Origin of the sequence: Photobacterium ganghwense, assembly GCF_017329545.1 — a bacterium.
Taxonomy (GTDB): Bacteria; Pseudomonadota; Gammaproteobacteria; order Enterobacterales; family Vibrionaceae; genus Photobacterium; species Photobacterium ganghwense.
The window spans coordinates 1,192,570-1,209,942 of the sequence record NZ_CP071326.1 but is presented as its reverse complement, the minus strand read 5'-3'; the positions used below and the strand labels follow the sequence as shown (position 1 = coordinate 1,209,942).

Annotated in this window: 18 protein-coding genes and 1 pseudogene; 14 read left to right on the top strand and 5 right to left on the bottom strand. The window is 41.9% G+C overall.

Translation table 11 applies throughout. The features are described 5' to 3' along the window. The first annotated feature begins 62 nt into the window (after positions 1-62). Positions 63-728, top strand: coding sequence for an NAD-dependent epimerase/dehydratase family protein (locus tag FH974_RS21660; protein ID WP_047885895.1), 666 nt, complete (start codon positions 63-65; stop codon positions 726-728). 10 nt (positions 729-738) lie between these two features. Continuing rightward, positions 739-1,791, top strand: coding sequence for an NAD(P)-dependent alcohol dehydrogenase (locus FH974_RS21655; protein WP_047885894.1), 1,053 nt, complete (start codon positions 739-741; stop codon positions 1,789-1,791). A 432-nt stretch (positions 1,792-2,223) separates the two neighbouring features. Here FH974_RS21655 and FH974_RS21650 read toward each other — a convergent pair. Together FH974_RS21650 and FH974_RS21645 are read right to left on the bottom strand one after the other, a co-directional pair. Next, a pseudogene (locus FH974_RS21650) lies at positions 2,224-2,481 on the bottom strand (IMP dehydrogenase); the annotation flags it as partial. Between the two features lie 138 nt (positions 2,482-2,619). Further along, positions 2,620-3,642 (bottom strand): phage integrase, encoded by a 1,023-nt coding sequence (locus FH974_RS21645; RefSeq protein WP_207104247.1) that lies wholly within the window; start codon positions 3,640-3,642, stop codon positions 2,620-2,622. Positions 3,643-3,831: 189 nt separating this feature from the next. Between FH974_RS21645 and FH974_RS21640 the strand changes: the two genes are divergently transcribed. From FH974_RS21640 to FH974_RS21630, 3 genes are all read left to right on the top strand, one after another. Beyond that, positions 3,832-4,986 (top strand): DNA cytosine methyltransferase, encoded by a 1,155-nt coding sequence (locus FH974_RS21640; RefSeq protein ID WP_207103760.1) that lies wholly within the window; start codon positions 3,832-3,834, stop codon positions 4,984-4,986. A gap of 62 nt (positions 4,987-5,048) precedes the next feature. Continuing rightward, positions 5,049-8,126, top strand: a complete 3,078-nt coding sequence (locus tag FH974_RS21635; protein WP_207103759.1) for an ATP-binding protein — start codon at positions 5,049-5,051, stop codon at positions 8,124-8,126. Next, on the top strand, positions 8,119-9,822 hold the full coding sequence (locus FH974_RS21630) for a response regulator receiver domain (protein WP_207103758.1): 1,704 nt from the start codon (positions 8,119-8,121) through the stop codon (positions 9,820-9,822). Before FH974_RS21635 ends, FH974_RS21630 begins: the two co-directional genes overlap by 8 nt. 69 nt (positions 9,823-9,891) lie before the next feature. Here FH974_RS21630 and FH974_RS21625 read toward each other — a convergent pair whose 3' ends face one another. Continuing rightward, complete coding sequence (locus tag FH974_RS21625; protein ID WP_207103757.1) at positions 9,892-10,482, bottom strand: phage repressor protein CI; 591 nt, start codon at positions 10,480-10,482, stop codon at positions 9,892-9,894. 97 nt (positions 10,483-10,579) lie between these two features. Between FH974_RS21625 and FH974_RS21620 the strand changes: the two genes are divergently transcribed. The 6 genes from FH974_RS21620 to FH974_RS21595 are packed head-to-tail and all read left to right on the top strand — an operon-like array spanning position 10,580 to position 12,927. Beyond that, positions 10,580-10,795, top strand: coding sequence for a hypothetical protein (locus FH974_RS21620; RefSeq protein ID WP_207103756.1), 216 nt, complete (start codon positions 10,580-10,582; stop codon positions 10,793-10,795). A 40-nt stretch (positions 10,796-10,835) separates the two neighbouring features. Next, positions 10,836-11,381: a phage regulatory CII family protein gene (locus FH974_RS21615; protein ID WP_047885884.1), complete on the top strand. Its 546-nt coding sequence runs from the start codon at positions 10,836-10,838 to the stop codon at positions 11,379-11,381. A gap of 9 nt (positions 11,382-11,390) precedes the next feature. After that, a complete protein-coding gene (locus FH974_RS21610) occupies positions 11,391-11,672 on the top strand; it encodes a hypothetical protein (protein ID WP_207103755.1) in 282 nt (93 codons plus the stop codon). Between the two features lie 36 nt (positions 11,673-11,708). Then, entirely contained in the window at positions 11,709-12,290 is a 582-nt protein-coding gene (locus FH974_RS21605) for a hypothetical protein (protein ID WP_207103754.1), read from the top strand. After that, positions 12,287-12,703 (top strand): hypothetical protein, encoded by a 417-nt coding sequence (locus FH974_RS21600; RefSeq protein WP_047885881.1) that lies wholly within the window; start codon positions 12,287-12,289, stop codon positions 12,701-12,703. The genes FH974_RS21605 and FH974_RS21600 overlap by 4 nt, the downstream gene beginning before the upstream one ends. Beyond that, on the top strand, positions 12,700-12,927 hold the full coding sequence (locus FH974_RS21595; protein ID WP_207103753.1) for a hypothetical protein: 228 nt from the start codon (positions 12,700-12,702) through the stop codon (positions 12,925-12,927). Before FH974_RS21600 ends, FH974_RS21595 begins: the two co-directional genes overlap by 4 nt. A 54-nt stretch (positions 12,928-12,981) precedes the next feature. On the opposite strand, the gene FH974_RS21590 is transcribed toward FH974_RS21595, so the two are convergent. After that, positions 12,982-13,362 (bottom strand): hypothetical protein, encoded by a 381-nt coding sequence (locus FH974_RS21590; protein ID WP_157038324.1) that lies wholly within the window; start codon positions 13,360-13,362, stop codon positions 12,982-12,984. A 440-nt stretch (positions 13,363-13,802) separates the two neighbouring features. Here FH974_RS21590 and FH974_RS21585 point away from each other — a divergent pair, with 440 nt between their 5' ends. The 3 genes from FH974_RS21585 (at position 13,803) to FH974_RS21575 (ending at position 16,657) form a co-directional block, all read left to right on the top strand. After that, positions 13,803-16,115 (top strand): rolling circle replication-associated protein, encoded by a 2,313-nt coding sequence (locus FH974_RS21585; protein WP_207103752.1) that lies wholly within the window; start codon positions 13,803-13,805, stop codon positions 16,113-16,115. Continuing rightward, the gene (locus tag FH974_RS21580) at positions 16,097-16,279 is read left to right on the top strand and encodes a hypothetical protein (protein ID WP_047885877.1); all 183 of its coding nucleotides are present in this window, start codon (positions 16,097-16,099) and stop codon (positions 16,277-16,279) included. Before FH974_RS21585 ends, FH974_RS21580 begins: the two co-directional genes overlap by 19 nt. 171 nt (positions 16,280-16,450) lie before the next feature. Next, positions 16,451-16,657, top strand: coding sequence for a hypothetical protein (locus FH974_RS21575; protein WP_047885876.1), 207 nt, complete (start codon positions 16,451-16,453; stop codon positions 16,655-16,657). Positions 16,658-16,763: 106 nt separating this feature from the next. Here the strand turns inward: FH974_RS21575 and FH974_RS21570 are convergent, their stop codons facing one another. Then, entirely contained in the window at positions 16,764-17,207 is a 444-nt protein-coding gene (locus FH974_RS21570; RefSeq protein WP_084712596.1) for an ogr/Delta-like zinc finger family protein, read from the bottom strand. Positions 17,208-17,373: the final 166 nt, after the last annotated feature.

The window sequence follows — 17,373 nt, the reverse complement described above, 5'->3', positions numbered from 1 at the left end:
GCACTGTGTTAACGCGCAGTGCTGCGGACGCGGTCGCTGATCCTTCTCTTACTGGAAACAATATGAAGCTAATAATATTCGGGGCGTCTGGCATGGTGGGTCGTGCGACCCTTAGGGAGTGCCTAAACGCGAATGATGTAACTGAAGTTCTGGCCATTGGTCGCAGTAAGCTAATGGTAGAGCACCCTAAGTTAAAAAGTCTAATCCTGGACGATATGTTTAATTATGAAGGGTTGACGAACAAGCTTTCTCAGTTTGATGCATGTCTATTCTGCGTAGGTACTTCAATAGGAAGTAGCACTGAAAAAGAATATTTAAACCTGAATCAGACGCTACCTTTGGCGGTCGCAAAAGCAATGTCTGAGGCGAACCCTGATATGAGTTTTGTTTATATCTCCGGTAAGGGTACGGATTCAAGTGAAACGGGAAAAGTGGCTTGGGCACGTATAAAAGGAAAAACTGAAAACGATTTGCTGAGAATGCGCTTTAAAGCCGTTTACTTGCTTAGACCAGCGTTAATTATTCCGATGAACGGTGAAGAGTCTAAGGAAACCACATACCGACTACTGTATCGCTACACAGGCTGGTTAATGCGTTTAGTACGAAGCGCTTTCCCGTCGATGATTACCGACAGCGAAAAAGTAGGAACAGCCATTTTGAACTTACTGAGACAAGGACAAACTTCTGTTGTGGTTGAGAACCAAGACATAAATATACTCACCAAATAGGTAGTAAACAATGAATTCAAAAGTAAAGGGATATGCCGCGCACTCATCTGAGGCAGACCTAGTACCGTACTCGTTTGAGCGTCGAGAGCTTAGAGCTGATGATGTTGAAATTGACATTTTGTATTGTGGTATCTGCCACACTGACATTCACCATGTGCGCAGTGATTGGGGAAAGGAAGAATACCCAATGGTGCCCGGCCATGAAATTGTCGGACGGGTGAAACAAGTTGGAAAGGACGTAACAAAGTTCAAAGTTGGGCAGGCTGTTGGCGTGGGTTGCTTGGTGGACTCTTGTCAAACATGCTCTTCGTGCACAGATCACCAGGAGCAGTACTGCGACAATCTAGTCACTACTTATGGCGGGCGGGACCGTTTCGATGGCTCAATAACCTACGGCGGTTACTCTGAAAGAATTGTGGTCTCAGAAAACTTTGTACTGGATATCCCTGAAAACATCGATTTAGCTGGCTCTGCTCCTTTGCTTTGCGCGGGCATCACGGTTTATTCACCTTTACGACGTTGGAAGATTGGAGAGGGGAAAAAAGTTGCAATCGTGGGGCTGGGTGGACTAGGCCACATAGCGATCAAACTGGCAAAAGCAATGGGCGCAGAGGTCACCTTGTTTAGCCGCTCAAAAGGCAAAGAAGAAGATGCGTATCGCCTTGGTGCGGATAACGTCATTATTTCTACTGATGACACCCAGATGCAAACCGTGAAAAGTACGTTTGATTTGATCATCGACACCGTTCCTTACAATCACGATGTCAACCCATATATCAACACGCTAGCGCCAGATGGTGCATTGGTGCTGGTTGGTTATTTTGGTCCGTTAGAGCCAGCGGTTCAGTCCGGTCCATTAATTGCCCGTGGAAAAAGTTTGACCGGGTCTCTTATCGGAGGCCTAGAAGAAACTCAGGAGATGCTCGATTTTTGTGGTGAGCACAATGTGGTGGCAGATATTGAGATGATCGATATCCAAGATATTAATGACGCGTTTTCAAGACTATTGAATGCAGACGTAAAATATAGGTTTGTAATTGATATGGCGACTTTGAATAGCTAGCCTTATATTTGCTTCGGATTGTTAGGGTTAGACTTGGTTTGTCACAGAGAGCCGCTGTTCATTGTCAATCTGAGGAGTGCACTAGTAATAGGCTAGAAGCATTGTTGAATCAATAGATAAGCTCTGCGTTTAATTATAACTTTTATAGAAGTGTTTAACGGCTTTAGATAATTTTTCTAATCTATCGTTGCTGTGTTAGTGCTAGAGCACTAACACATTTCTGTCCATGGGCGTTCCAGAAAGCTCGGTCCGACGCTGCAACAGTTGTAGTTGATGCCAGACTTTATGTTAACCACTACAATATCAAGTTATGGTGGTAAATATCACTTTATGGTTGTTTCAACAATAAAGTCGCAGGTGTCGCCACTAGGCGATTCTGGCAACGAAAAAGGCCGCTTAAAAGCGGCCCTAAAAACTGCGGAAAAACCGAGTTTACTCTTTACCGTAAACGTTGTTTTCCTGCTCGCGGACGCGGATGAACGTGGTGCGTTTTGTTAGCTCTTTCAGCTTCGCCGCGCCAACGTAGGTGCAGGTTGAGCGCACACCGCCCATGATGTCCTGAATGGTGTTTTCTACTGGGCCACGGAATGGCAAGAGTACGGTCTTTCCTTCAGCAGCACGGTAGTTGGCTACGCCGCCGGAGTGCTTGTCCATCGCGCTCTGGGATGACATGCCATAGAATTTCATAAAAATCACTCATTTCATTATATTTCAATAACTTATTTTTATCTTGGTTTGTTTTTCTGTATGGATATACAGCTATTTAGGGCGGTTTTTTGCTATGTTTTTCATGTCTGCCGCCATTTTGTCGCCACTGGCGGCAGGGTGCTAAAGGCTTGAAAGTGGGTTCTTTGTGAGTGCATCAGTGAGGTGATCGGGAGAGAAGTGTGCGTAACGCATCGTCATCCCAATATCAGCATGGCCGAGAATTTCTTTCAACACGAGGATATTGCCACCGTTCATCATAAAGTGGCTGGCAAATGTATGGCGAAGAACATGGGTAGCCTGGCCGGCAGGAAGACCATCACATACCTTGTTTTTTAAAAGGTAGCAAAAAGGGGTATAGCATTCTTCGAACAGCTTACCCGATGTGGGTTTATAGATCTCGTCGTAGAGTTCCTGGCTGATGGGTACCGAGCGATTTTTCTTGTTCTTGGTGTTGGTGAACGTGACCTTGTATTTGCTGAGCTGACTACCACGTAATTGAGCGGCTTCATTCCATCGTGCACCGGTAGACAAACATAGCTTCACGATTTTGAGCATGTCCTTACGCGAGTGTGCCGAAACATGCTCCAGAAGTAAGCGAATTTCATCCTCACTCAAGAATGCCATTTCACGTTCGTGAACTTTCAGTGGCTTGATGTCTTCGAGTGGGTTAGGGCCATCCCATTCACCCAGTTCCTTCAGCTTACTGAACACAGCTTTGAATCGTGCAAGCTCAGAATTGATGGTAGCAATGCTGGGTTTTCCCTTTTGCCATCGCTGGTCAACAAAATTGATATCACCAGATAAGCGAAGTTGGCGAAAATTAGAGTACACCTTGCTGCTAAACTTGGGCGCTAAAGGGTTGCCCATTGCTTCAGCCATTTTGAGCATCTTGCTCTTAATGAATGCCCCATTGCCCAAACTGATCCCATAGAGCGAGTACCAGACTTCCAATAAGTCAGTTAAGTGACGTCTATCCGCCGACTTTCCTAACCAGGGCTTGTCGTCTATCTCACGCATCGTGAAGCGTTCAAAGGCCGTAGCTTCGCCTTTGGTTGCGAACTTCTTTCTAACACGCAAACCTTCGCGGCCCTGAGGGTAGCATTCGCAAATCCAGGTACCATCTTTTTGTTTTCTAACGGACATAATCATATATACTGTTTTTATATACAGTTATTCTAGGGCCGTTTCCTTTGTTTTCAATGTTTATTGATGCATATAGCAAACATATGATTGAACACATATTCGGCAGTTGACTTTTTCCTTGTGGTGTAATTGAAGTTCAACTGTATAATCGGCCTGTTTTTATAGTCTTTTTTTTGGTGTTGTTGGTTCATGAGAGCAATTGATTTATTCGCAGGGGCAGGTGGTTTTTCGTTAGCCGCGCATAAGGCAGGTGTTGACGTTATTGCAGCTGTTGAGTTTGATCAAAGCGCTGCAACAACATATCAAAACAACTTAGTTGAGCGGTTGAATGTACCAACGCAGGTACACGCTAAGGATATTAACGCCATAGATATTCCTCAATTTATGGCCGACCTCGGCATAGAGGAAGGAGAACTAGACCTATTGTTAGGTGGTCCGCCTTGTCAGGGTTTTTCTGGGCACCGGCTGGGCGACAGTTCAGTTAATGATCCAAGAAATCAACTATTGATTAAATATTTTGATTTCGTTCATGCAATAAAACCAAAAGTTTTCTTAGTGGAAAACGTGCCTGGTTTGCTATGGAAACGCCATGAACAGCACCTTAATAAGTTCTTAGATTTAGCCAGCGAGAATGGTTACAACGTTTATCAACCAGAACGAATCAATGCTAAAGACTATGGCGTGCCACAAAACCGTCTGCGGGTTTTTATTCTTGGCGTAAGGGAAGACATTCAACTTGATGACATTCAATGGCCACCACGCGCGACGCATTTCAAACCAGGAACACGACAACCAGCTTGGTTAACGGCTTCTACAGTGTTCGAAAGGCCACCACAAGAAGAGCTTGATCGTCTGTTTGCCCGATTTGTAACGAAAGACGGTATGGAGCATGAACAAGCATGGAGTCTTATAGATTCCTTACAATTTGGAAAGCCGATTCCGTCGCCAGAGGAAGACCCTTGTGCCTTTCATATGAATCATACGCCAGAGCTGATTCAACGATTTGCCAAACTGGGGCCGAATGGAAGTCGTGATGAATTTGACGAGCAGTTACCATGTCACAGTAATGGACATTCAGGTCACAAAGATGTGTATGGTCGTGTTCGATACCATATACCAGGTCCGACAATGACAACAGGCTGCTATAACCCTTCAAAGGGACGGTTTGTACACCTTTGGCATAACCATGGTATTACACTTCGTCACGCAGCCCGCTTCCAGACGTTCCCTGATGATTACATCTTCCACGGTAACGCCACAGCGCAAGCCCGGCAGATAGGAAATGCTGTACCAATAGAACTTGGTAGGCATCTCATAACAGAGATATGCAGTAGATTGAATTAAAAAAAGTGCCTACAATGTTAGGCACTTTTTTTTTGCGTAAATTTAAGAACTAAAGGCAAAAAATGGCGAAAATAAGAACTAGAGCTAGAGCTTTGGACATGCTAGGTAGGCAGCAAATTGCTGGTATCCCTACTGCATTGAATGAATTATTTAAAAATGCTCATGATGCTTATGCGGATAATGTTGAAGTCGATTTTGTTAGAAAACGAAATTTATTGATACTTCGTGATGATGGCTTAGGAATGACTCGTGAAGAGTTTGAAAGTCGCTGGTTAACAATTGGTACGGATAGTAAATATTCTCATGCTGGTAGTATGGGTATGCCGAGTGTTGACTTGAATAAATCCCGAAGAGTCGTTATGGGTGAAAAAGGGATAGGTCGATTAGCTATTGCGGCAATAGGTCCTCAAGTACTAGTTCTTACCCGGTCAAAAAAGTATATCGATGATACTAATAGTAATAAACACTCAGATGATAATCAAAATGTAAAGCATAATTATGAACTGTCAAATTTGACTGTAGCGTTTGTTAATTGGTCATTATTCGAATTGCCTGGGCTTGACTTAGAAGAAATTGACATTCCAATGTTAGAGGTACCTGGCGGTGAGTACTTATCAACAGAGCAATTTCATAGTTTGATTAACGAATCTCTTGAAAATGTTTTAAAGATTGAAGATAAATTAAATTCAGAGTATTTAAAAAATAATCCTAAAGAAACAACAGTGCCTGATGATTTGTTTGGATTACAAACGATCAAAAGTCAGTTGGATTCATTCTCGACAATTGATCCGAGTATGATTAATAGGATTGGTGTTGGTCCAAGTCTAGTTGGTGAGGGGCATGGAACTCATTTCATTATATCTCCAATTGACGAAGCTTTAATTGATGATATTGGTGATTTTGCATCTTCTGTAAAAAATGATGCATCTAGACTAGAGAAGGGATTGCTAGGTTTTACAAATACAATGCATGTTGATGTAAGGCCTCCAATATTGGCAAAGTTTCGATATCATACTCTGTCAAATGAAGTTCGTGAGTTGATCGGGGAAAATGCATTTTTTACCTCTGAAGAATATTTGAAAGCTGACCATCATATAGTGGGTGAGTTTAATGAATTTGGTCAGTTTAATGGAAAGATCACTATTTATGGTGAAGAATCTAAAGATTACACCCTCTCTTGGACTGAAGGAGGGAATAGATTTACAAAATGTGGTCCATTTAGATTTAATTTAGCATACGTCCAAGGTAGTGCTAAGGACTCAAAACTCCCTTATGATATATGGAAAGATCTAACTCTTAAAACTGAGAGAATAGGTGGTCTTTACGTTTATAGGGATGGTATTAGAATTCTACCTTATGGTGATGTTGATTATGACTTTCTTCAAATTGAAAAAAGGAGGACATTAAAAGCCTCCACTGCATTTTTCTCTTACCGAAGAATGATAGGGTTTATTGAGCTAACTAAAGATAATAATAGTTTCTTACAAGAAAAGGCAGGTAGAGAAGGATTTATTGAAAATAAAGCTTTCAGAGAGTTTAAATCTATCTTAGAAAACCTTTTTATACAAGTAGCTATAGATATCTTCAACAAGAGTGGTGATTATTCAGATTTCTTTCTCGAAAAAAAGGATAGATTAAATAAAGATCATGAAAACTTAAAGAAAAGAAGTAAAACGGTTTCACATCAAAGAAAAAAACTTTTAGAAAGTTTGAATGAATTCTTTAAAAAGTCACATGAAAAATATTGGGAAATAGAAGTCGAAAAAACAGTTAAGTGGGTTCAACAGAAAATTGAAAATGAAAATAATTTTGACGATCATTTAGAAGATTTCGTTTTTGGTCTAGAAAATAAAATCCATATTGATTTTAAAAAACTCATTGAAGAGTTAGAAATTTCAAAGCCAGCAGGGCTTGGATTAACTAAATCTCTCGGTGATGACTGGGATTCATATCAAGTCAATAAGCAAGAAATATATGCCAACATTATTAAACCAGCCAAAAGAAAATTGGAAACAATGTTGTTAGACTTTGAAGGTATAACAAAATCGCCAATTGAAATTAAAAATAGGCTGAGTAATTCTATTGAGCAAATTATTGAAAGTTATGATAAAGAAATTAGAAATAAAGTTAGTAACTTAAATAATTTACTAAATGATTTACAAAAGTTGGTTTCTAATGATATTAAGACAAGCCGTGAAAATGCGAAGTCTGAATTCAGCCGAACTTTCTCTGATTTTCTATCGACGGATGTCTATTCTAAATCACATGCAGAGTTGGCTGTTATTAAAGAAACTGTAGAAAGTAAATTAGAGCAAACAACAAGCCAAATTACTACTAAGCTTGATGATTTAACAAATCAGTTAAATAGTTCAAAGTTTGGTAATTTCGATGATTCCATTTCTTCTAGTTCTTTGATTGCATCTTTAGAATCACAACTTGAGCTCATTAAAGAAGAACATAATAATAATATGGAGTTGGCTCAACTCGGAATGGCCATCGGTGTGATTCATCATGAATTTGAAAGTCATATCAGAAGTGTTAGGAGAGGTATTAAGGAACTTCAACCTTTATTGGCAAGAAGTCAGAAAGCGACTCATTATTTGAATAATATTCGTGCTAGCTTTGACCATCTAGATGGCTACTTGAAGTTGTTCACTCCATTAGGGCGACGACTAACGCGAAAGAAAGTATATGTTAGTGGTAGTGTAATCTATTCTTTTGTCAGAGATTTATTTGAAGAAAAACTTGAAGAAAATGATATCGAATTGATTTTTGATTCATCTTTTAAAGAATCTAGTATGTTTACATACACATCTTCTTTATTACCAGCCTTTGTTAATATCATTGATAACTCAATTTACTGGTTGAGCCGTTCAGAGAATAGAAGATACATTAAACTCGGCGCTATTGAAGATGGATTCTATATAACTGATTCAGGACCAGGAATACCCATAAGAGATAGACTTAATATTTTTGAATTTGGTTTTACTAGAAAGCCTCATGGACGAGGAATGGGGTTATACGTTACGAAGCAAACACTGAATCAAGTTGGTTTAGATTTAGAACTCGGAGACTATTCATCAGATGAAGGTGCAACGTTCTTAATCAAGAACCTAGAATTAGGAAAACAAAATGGCTAATGAAGAAAATTTTAAAACTAGCTCATTAATAGTAGCTACAAGCTATTTACAAACTGTTCTTGCGGTTGATGACCAACTTGGATTCGGACAAATAAATAATTTTCCTGATGATGAGATTCCTAGTGACGATATGGATTCGTCTGCTTCTGATCCAGGTGATGGATTTGGTAACCAAGATGCTACTGATAACACTCCCCCAAAAGTAGAATTTAGTCATTATTTAGACTATCAGATGTTAGCTAATTCATTCTCAGAGATGGGGTTAATTTGTAGTGGCTTGAAACCTGATTTTTCAGATGATTATGATAAATGTATTTATAATATTTATAAAACTGCAAAAAATGCTGATTTAGCAATTCTTGATTGGGAGATGGAAAAACAAAAAGATGGTAGTGCCGCTCGAGCTGTAATAAATGAATTAGCAAAGTCAGACTGTAAAGAAGGAGGGCGGTTGCGTTTGGTTGTCATATATACAGGTGTCCCAGAAGTTCATTTTAATAAGGATATAGTTGATGTCCTTGCTAATAACTTGAAGGACTCCATAGCACAATTTGATGACTTTTCTATAAATGTTAAATTGAATGAAATTGATCTTGTTAAAAATGGTAATTCATGCGGTTGGAGAGTTGTTGTATTAAGTAAGAATAGTATTGAACCAGATAAATTGCCAGAGCGAGTTGTAAATGAGTTCGTTGAGCTAACTTCAGGAATGTTATCGAATTCGGCACTTACTTGTGTGGCGGAAATAAGAGATAAAACTCATAATTTACTCTTTAAATATAATAAAAAATTAGACTTTGCATTTATCTCTCATGTTTTAGGTGTAATGTCACTTCCTGAGTCTAGACCTAATACTCACAATGTAGCTTTTGATTATACTGTAGATTTGATATCAGAAGAAATTAGAGCTATATTGCAAACAAGTGAAAAACTCAAAGATTCTATTTCTGAACGAAATCTTACAGAATGGCCCAAACATATTAATTCTGGAAATGATGATAAGTTCAAAATTAATTTTGGTAATGATAATAAAGAATTAGATAATGACGAGTTGAGTGAACTTTTAGCACTAAACTCACATCATAATTACGATCAAACATTAACTGACTTGGGAATAACTCCAAGTAAATTTAAAAAAGGTGCTATCTCTCTTCGTTTAGGTGAAGAACAAGATAATTTCATGATGAACTTATCTTCGCTAGAACAAACCCGTAGAAATGTAAAATTATATAACTCTCAGTTACCTGTTTCATTAAAGCAAGGTACCGTTGTTGAATGTGGTAATGATTTATATGTTTGTGTACAACCGTTATGTGATAGCCTGAGGTTAAAGGTTGAAACTGATTTCATTTTTATAAAATCCACATATGAAGATGGCAGTAAAAAATTTAATTCTGTTATTGAATCAGATAATGGATTTTTGAAAATGTTATTTGTCCCCAATTTCATTGTTAAATCATTTAGTTTTTATCCAGACAAAGGAAGAGGTGAGGTATTGAGTGAGTTTATTGAAAATAATCATTTTTTCACCTCTTCAGCGTATCATTGCCATGAAGGCGTACCAGAGGTAATGAAATTCAAATGGCTTGGTGAATTAAAAAGTAGCGTTTCTCAGTCTTTATCTAATAGTGTAGCTTCACAATTATTAAGAGTTGGTCTAGATACAAACGAATGGCTACGATTACATAGTAGGTAATAATAAGTCTTAGCGGTGTTTCCGCTAAGACTTACACCAAAATATATAATAGCTAAAGGCTATTTTGTCTCATATAGCCTTTCCAATAACCTCAACATCTCCCTCATCCAACTGAACCGTGGACTGAGAGAACTCTATCGCCACCATATTTCCTGGTAACTTCTGCATTGAGTTGAGTGATACATCACCGTCGATGTTGATCAGGTACTGTCCGCTGATTGCTTTGGTTTTACTTTTATCCACAAACAGCTTTTTCCCCTCATGCTCAACCAGCATCAGGTGCTCTGCGTTAGGCATTCCTTCGAGGAACATTGGATCGAAGAACATCTTACCTTTATCGATAAGGTCGCCGTTCTTGAGTTCGAAGTAGGGGAGCTCAACCTTGTCTGTCGAGTTGGATGGTTTACCACCCTCATACATCTCACCCTCACCAAGTAGTAACCATTTTAGGGATACCCCTGTCGATAAGTGTATACGTACGGCGATTTCGAAAGGTGTCTGGTTTCTCGTATGCCAAGTTGACACAGTCCCATGACCAATTCCAAGCTTGTCAGTTAGTTCTTTGAATTGTGAAAGACCCAGTGCTTTGACGAATCTTGAAGTGAGATCTTTGCCTCCTATATAGTCATAAGGCTGTAATTGGTCTTGACGGTTAGTCATTTGATCACCTATTATCAAAACCTAGTCAGGTGACTAAGTGGTAAGTCGAATCAATGGGGATTGATTTGAACAACAGTTAACAAGAAAGGATACCATCATGAACTCAACTTCAATAGTCTTTAGTGCACCTCTTTCACCGTACGTCACAGTTCAAAAGTTCTCTGATATCACAGGTATAGCGATTGGTCAGGTTAACAAAATGCTCCATGAAGGCCGTCTCCCAATCCGCCCTAAAACACCCGGTAAGCCAAAAGAAAAACCGCTCATTAACATGCTGGCGCTAGTCAAAGAAGCGGATTCGCAGGTGTTCTAACTAAGTCATTTGAATATAGCAATGGGGATGGGAGTCCACTATGTCTGCAAATGAATGCCCTAAACATACTGCGTTCCTCAACGCATGCACCACTTTCAGTAAAGATCATGTCATTAAGCATCTGGCTGCAAAGTTCGGCCTAGATGCTCAAATGCAGTGCAACAAGCTCGATGCCAACAAACCTCATAAGCTGTTCGTAGAAGAGCTGCTGTTACTGACCAAAGCCACCCTGAACCCCCAAACAGGGGCAATGGACTTGCAAATGGTTGATGGCCTGTTGCTAGAGCTGGGGCTTACAGCGGTACCGCTGCCTGCTGGGCAGGTTGAAAGCCTGAAGCGAACGCTTCCTGAACGAATGCTCGAAATTAACGCGGCAACCGGTGAGCTAAGTGCTCATACGCTTCAAATCAACGCCACTAACCGAGTTAACCGTCGCACCAAAGAACAAGTGGTTAAACGCGCGCAAAGTGCGGTACGTGAACTCGTGATGCTCATGAATGAAGTCGAGGGCAAGTTTCAAGCGGTACCGGTACTTTCATGCGCTGTCGATGCATTGGGTGTTATGCCTATTCCTGGTCTTTCTTAGGAGGTCGCAATGCAACGCTTTCATTCTTCACCAGTTCGCCCCGCGTCAGACTCTATTGCAAAGTGTCACGCACTGTTTAATTGCGAAACCCGGCTTGGCCTGAGTTACGACAATTTGGAAGAGTCGGTAAAACGTACATTGTGTTTTTCTGCGGGGTTAAAGCAGCGTCATATCACCTTGAAGCTGCATGAAATGACCATGCACGAACGCAAGGCACTTCACCGGGCAATCAATCTTTTGGCCGATGCCTTGAAACCATTGGCTCATCACTCTTTAAAAGAATTTCGATAACAGCCCCTCAGGGCATCAGTTGGTCAGGAGAGCATCATGAATCAGGGAACCGTTACATGTCAGGCATCCACTCAATCTCTTGAGTGTTTTACCGAACAAGATAAACAACACCGTGAATGTTTGGATGTGATTCAAGAGATCATGGGGTTGGCTATTTCCCATCACCAAATCATTAAAATTTTGGTTGAGTTTCTGCCGTATACGGCTCAATTTTCTGTGAGAGCGTTTGATATTAACTGGCAATCACAAGTGGTATCGGGGGACGCTTATGAAGCCAAGTTCTATCTGAATCGCAACCGTATTAAAGACAATGCGACGCCACTACAACAGCTACTCGATATTGAAGACGATTTGATTGAACTGGTTGCTGAAGCCAAAGCGCAGCCAGCCAAGCCGGTATTGAACATTCAATCGCTGGATGACCTGGCGACATTCGCTGAAACCCATCCGTTCTCTGGCACTCAAATGCTGAATTTTTATGAAATCCGTCATGTGAATACTCAAAATATCCCAGAGGTTGAACGTTTGGCTGAAGCGCTGGAAAACGAAACCTACGGCATGGTTGGGCTGGCTACCCCTGAACTGATTCGTGGTTTTGTCGCAGGGGGTGAAGCATGAGCCAATCCCACATTATGGTAGCAGCTAATGAACTGACCGAATCGCTGGATTCTGTTGGTTTAACCTCTGCCGAAGTGGATGTTTTCGTGAATATCTTTCAATACATCCATGATGTCTCTGGTGAATGGTTCGCGCTTGATACGGTGAAGGTACAGTCTTTCCATGTTGCTCATGATGCAACGTTAATTCAGCCAAACAAGATTTTTGCCGGGTGGTTTGCGTTCTGGATGTGTGTGTTTAATCACGCGGAATCAGGTTCTGAGTTAGAAGTTCAGGCATTGGGCGCTATTCGCGGTTTGTTTTTCACGGCTGCCCATAATCGCCAAATCACCGTTCCTTCCGTTATTGAAACTTGGTGGCAGGAAACCAACGATGTTCATCACAACAATTCGTTGAGCGAGGTAGTGGCATGAATTACCTCGCTGTTTTTCTTGGTGCCGATGGTGGTATTACACGTAACGCAACAACCGAAGAAGTAATGAACCTGCAGCTGGGTGAGTTTGAATCTCTCGAACTGGCCATTCAAAACGCCTGCGAAGTGCTGGAATGTACTCATGCAAAAAATGGCGTGTTGCTGAAAGGCGAAAATAGCGGCGGTTTTTTGATTTGCGATACACATGAGTTCGCTGAGTTATGAGTGGGTGATTGTCTTGGCGGGAGATAAAAGTAACGCCCCAAAAGGGGCGTGAGATTACTTGTTATTTGTTCTTGAGAGGGATTCACCAGCAAGAAAAGACATAACAATTTCGAGTCTCGTTAGTGTGATGTTAGAAACATCACAACCAAGCTCGATACCTGCTCTCACATAAGCAGCTGAGTCAAAGATTTGTAGTACAGCGTTATCTTGACTCTGGATCGTTTTGTACTGAGCAAGTAATGCATCATCACATGTTGGCTCTTGTGTTAGAAGCTCAACATATTTTTTATGTTGATACTCAGAATGAATAGCTTTTATTGCTGGTTTAACGGTATGTGTGATTGCGGCAATCAAAGCAATGAACAGCCCAATTACAGTGTTGAATTGAGTACTGGATACAACGGCAGACCCTAGAAAAATTTGTAGGATAGACATTGCTGAATCTAATCGAGAATAGAAACAAGCATTCATTTGCTCTAACCGATTGGAGTAACGAATTTTAAATTGGGTGTCATGCCTCGACATATTTAATCCTTATTTTTGGTTGGTGGTGGTGGTGGGATTTCGCGTTGTGGCACATGGAACTTATCTGAATCATTGTTTGAACGTTTATCAGTAAAACCAGACATTTGGCTCTCCTTTAGCTGGGTGGTTGATGACAAAAGCATCTTAGCTAACGCGTGCCAGCTGCGACAGTGGGCCGTCTTCCCCACGTTACGGGGAACTTATCCGACGATTAGTTTGTTTGTGACTATTGGGGGATATTGGTGCTTATTGGGGATAAACGAAGGAAATGGAAAAATAAATCACATAAATAAAAATAGTGTGAAAAGTTTTACAAATTAAATTTTTTGGTTAGCTGGGAGGCATTCATCGTGAGCTTGAATGTAATTGAACATACCGAGAAGACTCTCGGTTTTTTTGCACCTAAAGAAATCCGACAATTCACATCTGCCCAACCGGCAGCCATTAGCAAAGCTGAATTCTTCCTTGCCGATCATTCTGACGACAAAATTTTAAAACGTGCACTCGGCTACTTCGATCCAAAACTTCCACCGGAATCAGCCCCGCAGGGCAGTCGCGAAGCGGCTGGGGATAATAGCCTTGTCCAGTGGCGCAAAAGTCCGACAAGGGAGGAATTAGCCGCTAAGAGGGCGACAGTCACCACTCAAGCCAAGCGTAACCGGCTAACGAAGTGGGCAAACTTGCTGTCTCGTTTGCCTCGGCACTTAAACGGGAAACCCAAGCCATTAGAGGTTGTGAAGCCACTGACGTTTACTCCGATCCATCTGGATTGGCAGAAAAAACCGGTGAAATGTTTGCAGGCCCATGGGTTTGTTGAGAATGCGCCAGTAATGGCCAGGTTGCAGCATCGCGATTGGTCGAATGAATGGCGTATTCGTGTTGAGGCCCAGGCTCGCACGTCAGAAGCTCCGCCACCTCAGGCAGGTGATCGGTTCACTGAACAGCTAACTGAGCGTGCAGTCCGGAAAATTTTTGAATCCGGTGCTTATTTGCAGGTACTGCGCGGAGGGTATACAACATTCACGACGTTAACGTTTGATGATGAGCAACGGGAACGCATTCTTACCAGCAAGCCTCAAACCAAAAATCGTATCAAGCCGGGTGTCTGCGGCACTATCGTGGTGATGGGTCCTCATGGCCGAGAACCTTATCGTTTGAAAGCCAGTGGCAATTTCACCTGGTTAGATGACATGGGCAAAGCTGGAGAACTGGCTGCCATCAATATGGGGGCGATGAAATCAACCGGAGAAACAGACTTTACGGGTCAGGAAGTTTTTGAACTTGGTGCGCCCAGCATCCGGGCTGAAGGCCCATGGACGAAAATTCGTGACTATCATCCCGATTCATCAATTGGCAACGAAGTCAGCCGGTTTATCGACTTGGCGCAAAAAACATATCAGCGCGGTTGGGTTCCTGATTTTATGCCGGCTCGCGTTAAAAGAGGCCGGAGTCCGGTTCGGGAGGCGGGGGAAAAGTGCGGGAAAGTAATTGCCGATGGTCCATTCACACCTATTCGTCGCGGTGACGCTAAGGACAAGATCTTTCAGAATCCACGCTGGAAGGAAGTGAAAAAGAATGTTTTTAAAAAACGGTCTGTTCCGTTGGATTACTGTTGGGTGGCTGAAATGCCAGCCAATGAAGATGGATTGCCCAACCCTCATGTCCATTTACTGATGCGTTGGAAAGTGCCGGAAACTCATTTCTATGCTTGGGCCGGCCGACTGGAGCGACTATGGGGTAATGGCTTTGCGAAGCTAGAACGAATTCGGTACGCCAAAGCAGGGGCAGGGTATCTGGTTAAAGCTGTCGGCTACACCACAAAAGGTAAAAATGGGAATCAAGGCATGATTCGTGGCAACCGTTATGGAATTGGGGCATCTGCTAGGGCGGTTGACTGGGAAAATGTGGCAAGTTTCCAGGCCGATAATATGGCGGCGATTATTGCTGAGTGTGAAGAAAAACTGGCAAGAAAGAATGCCCACTATGAAGAACTCGAACGTCGTGCTCGTATCAAGCTGAAAGAGACAAAGCGAATCCATCAAATCACGCGTAATAACAAAAAGCTTTCTGAAGAGCAGCGCTTTTCACGTATCGAGAAGTATAAAAGCAGGATGCTTGCGCTTGATGCTGAAATTGAGCAGGTCAGGGAGGAACGCCGTGACCGTGGTGTCAGAGCTGTGGGTCATTACCAAATCACTTTCTCCGGAAGTAACTCGACTGAGAATTTCGATAATTTCTTAGGTTGGGCGTTTAACTGTCGTCAATGGCAGGCGAATAGTAGAAATGAAGCCATAAAAGATGAGCTGGAGCGGGCCAAAGACGAGCTGGTTCGGCAGTTAAGGGTAGAGCATAAAGCGCTGCGGGATGATCTTGATTTAACTGATGAGCAACTTGCCAGGCTTGAGTATGTTCATAACCGGTTGGAAGAAGTCGAGTCTGATATTAACTATCAGCGTATGTTGCGTTTACAAATGGCAAATACGCTGCAGCAGCAACGGAGCTACTGGCGTGGTTTTGTCAGTAATTTAGCATCACAAAGAACCAGTAATGACTATTGGGCTGCGTTCTTTAATCGCTATGAGCAGGATTGCCCTGAAGAAGATCAGGACAAACTGCTATCTGCTATACATTCGGAGGAGTATTTATGTGTTTTGATGGATTAGGGCTGAAGGTTCTTCGTCAACAAATTAGGGAGAACGCCGAGCGCGCTGCTTCTCAAGATCATGAAAAGGCTGACGTTCAGGCCAAGGTGTACACTGCTCACAAGACCACTCAATCTGATTTTGTGCTTGATCCGCTAGCGCCCACGGAAGAGGCGGAAGGTTAATTTGAATACAGTACCGATGACGCTTGCAGCCATCGCAAATTTCTAATCTGGGCTTTTTGATTAAACCATCATCAAAATCAGTTGGTTGAGTCACTTTTTTAACTACACGTGCTGCACATTGATTAATATTACTGTATATTCATACAGTGCTTGAGGCAAGGAGTACTGTACATGGCGCATTCAATCAGTTGGCAGGCGATTGATTTTATAGTTGAGGCCTTAGCCGCAAAAACTTACGGCGAAGACAGAACCGAGGTTGGTGTATACCTGGTGGAACTGGTAATGAAGGACAGAAAAAAGCCGCTCGATGCGGCTCAAATGAAGATGGTAAAAGCAATGCTTTCAGAGGCTTCGGACGTTTGTAAAAACAACAAGTGAAATGGCAAAAACTTAAATCCACCGTAATAACAGAATCTTGTCTTTATCTGCTTAATCCCTTTTATTGGCCAGAGCTGATTTTTACAGTGACGCTATGTTGATTTTGTTAAAACATGGCTAGTTGTTCGCGTAATTGCTTAGCGCCTTTTACAGATAAAGTTTTTACCAGCGCGACAGCTAATTGTTCTGATGCTCTCGAAGAGGGGCTAAGGCTGTGGCTGTAGTATAAAGACATCACGAATCTATGGCCGCATGCCGGATTTTTGCATAGGTAGTAGAGGTCTGCGCAATCATTTGTTAAACGATTCGTTTTTGTAATCACCGCACGATCACCACACCCACAAGTCACGCGGCTACCGTTCACATGGGGAACCGTAGCCGCCGTACTCATCTTCGATTGTACTAAGGAATGTTTATAGCCCAAGGGGCTGACAAAGGTATGACCGCATTCCGGGTCGGTACATGAACACAGAAGGTTCGCGCAATCATCCGTTACTGCTTCACTGCGACTGATAATGGCGCGAGAACCGCATTTGCAGAGAACTCGCATAACTGACTTAACCTGTTGACTGACTGCTTCAATGGTAAGGTATGCCTGTATTTATGTACAGTTGAGTGTTTCTGAAATCCCCTGCCTCAATAGTTTTTGTGGCATATCAAATAACTGATATGTGCTGCTAGTTATATAAATAAGGAGATTGTAGATATACACTAAC

Excerpts from the sequence above, each read along its gene's own strand:
- FH974_RS21595 (WP_207103753.1), top strand. The coding sequence starts at position 12,700 with ATGAATTACCTCGCTGTTTTTCTTGGTGCCGATGGTGGTATTACACGT.
- FH974_RS21620 (WP_207103756.1), top strand. The coding sequence starts at position 10,580 with ATGAACTCAACTTCAATAGTCTTTAGTGCACCTCTTTCACCGTACGTC.
- FH974_RS21590 (WP_157038324.1), bottom strand. The coding sequence starts at position 13,362 with ATGTCTATCCTACAAATTTTTCTAGGGTCTGCCGTTGTATCCAGTACT.
- FH974_RS21615 (WP_047885884.1), top strand. The coding sequence starts at position 10,836 with ATGTCTGCAAATGAATGCCCTAAACATACTGCGTTCCTCAACGCATGC.
- FH974_RS21610 (WP_207103755.1), top strand. The coding sequence starts at position 11,391 with ATGCAACGCTTTCATTCTTCACCAGTTCGCCCCGCGTCAGACTCTATT.
- FH974_RS21655 (WP_047885894.1), top strand. The coding sequence starts at position 739 with ATGAATTCAAAAGTAAAGGGATATGCCGCGCACTCATCTGAGGCAGAC.
- FH974_RS21625 (WP_207103757.1), bottom strand. The coding sequence starts at position 10,482 with ATGACTAACCGTCAAGACCAATTACAGCCTTATGACTATATAGGAGGC.
- FH974_RS21660 (WP_047885895.1), top strand. The coding sequence starts at position 63 with ATGAAGCTAATAATATTCGGGGCGTCTGGCATGGTGGGTCGTGCGACC.
- FH974_RS21575 (WP_047885876.1), top strand. The coding sequence starts at position 16,451 with ATGGCGCATTCAATCAGTTGGCAGGCGATTGATTTTATAGTTGAGGCC.
- FH974_RS21630 (WP_207103758.1), top strand. The coding sequence starts at position 8,119 with ATGGCTAATGAAGAAAATTTTAAAACTAGCTCATTAATAGTAGCTACA.
- FH974_RS21580 (WP_047885877.1), top strand. The coding sequence starts at position 16,097 with ATGTGTTTTGATGGATTAGGGCTGAAGGTTCTTCGTCAACAAATTAGG.
- FH974_RS21645 (WP_207104247.1), bottom strand. The coding sequence starts at position 3,642 with ATGTCCGTTAGAAAACAAAAAGATGGTACCTGGATTTGCGAATGCTAC.
- FH974_RS21570 (WP_084712596.1), bottom strand. The coding sequence starts at position 17,207 with ATGCGAGTTCTCTGCAAATGCGGTTCTCGCGCCATTATCAGTCGCAGT.
- FH974_RS21600 (WP_047885881.1), top strand. The coding sequence starts at position 12,287 with ATGAGCCAATCCCACATTATGGTAGCAGCTAATGAACTGACCGAATCG.
- FH974_RS21640 (WP_207103760.1), top strand. The coding sequence starts at position 3,832 with ATGAGAGCAATTGATTTATTCGCAGGGGCAGGTGGTTTTTCGTTAGCC.
- FH974_RS21605 (WP_207103754.1), top strand. The coding sequence starts at position 11,709 with ATGAATCAGGGAACCGTTACATGTCAGGCATCCACTCAATCTCTTGAG.
- FH974_RS21635 (WP_207103759.1), top strand. The coding sequence starts at position 5,049 with ATGGCGAAAATAAGAACTAGAGCTAGAGCTTTGGACATGCTAGGTAGG.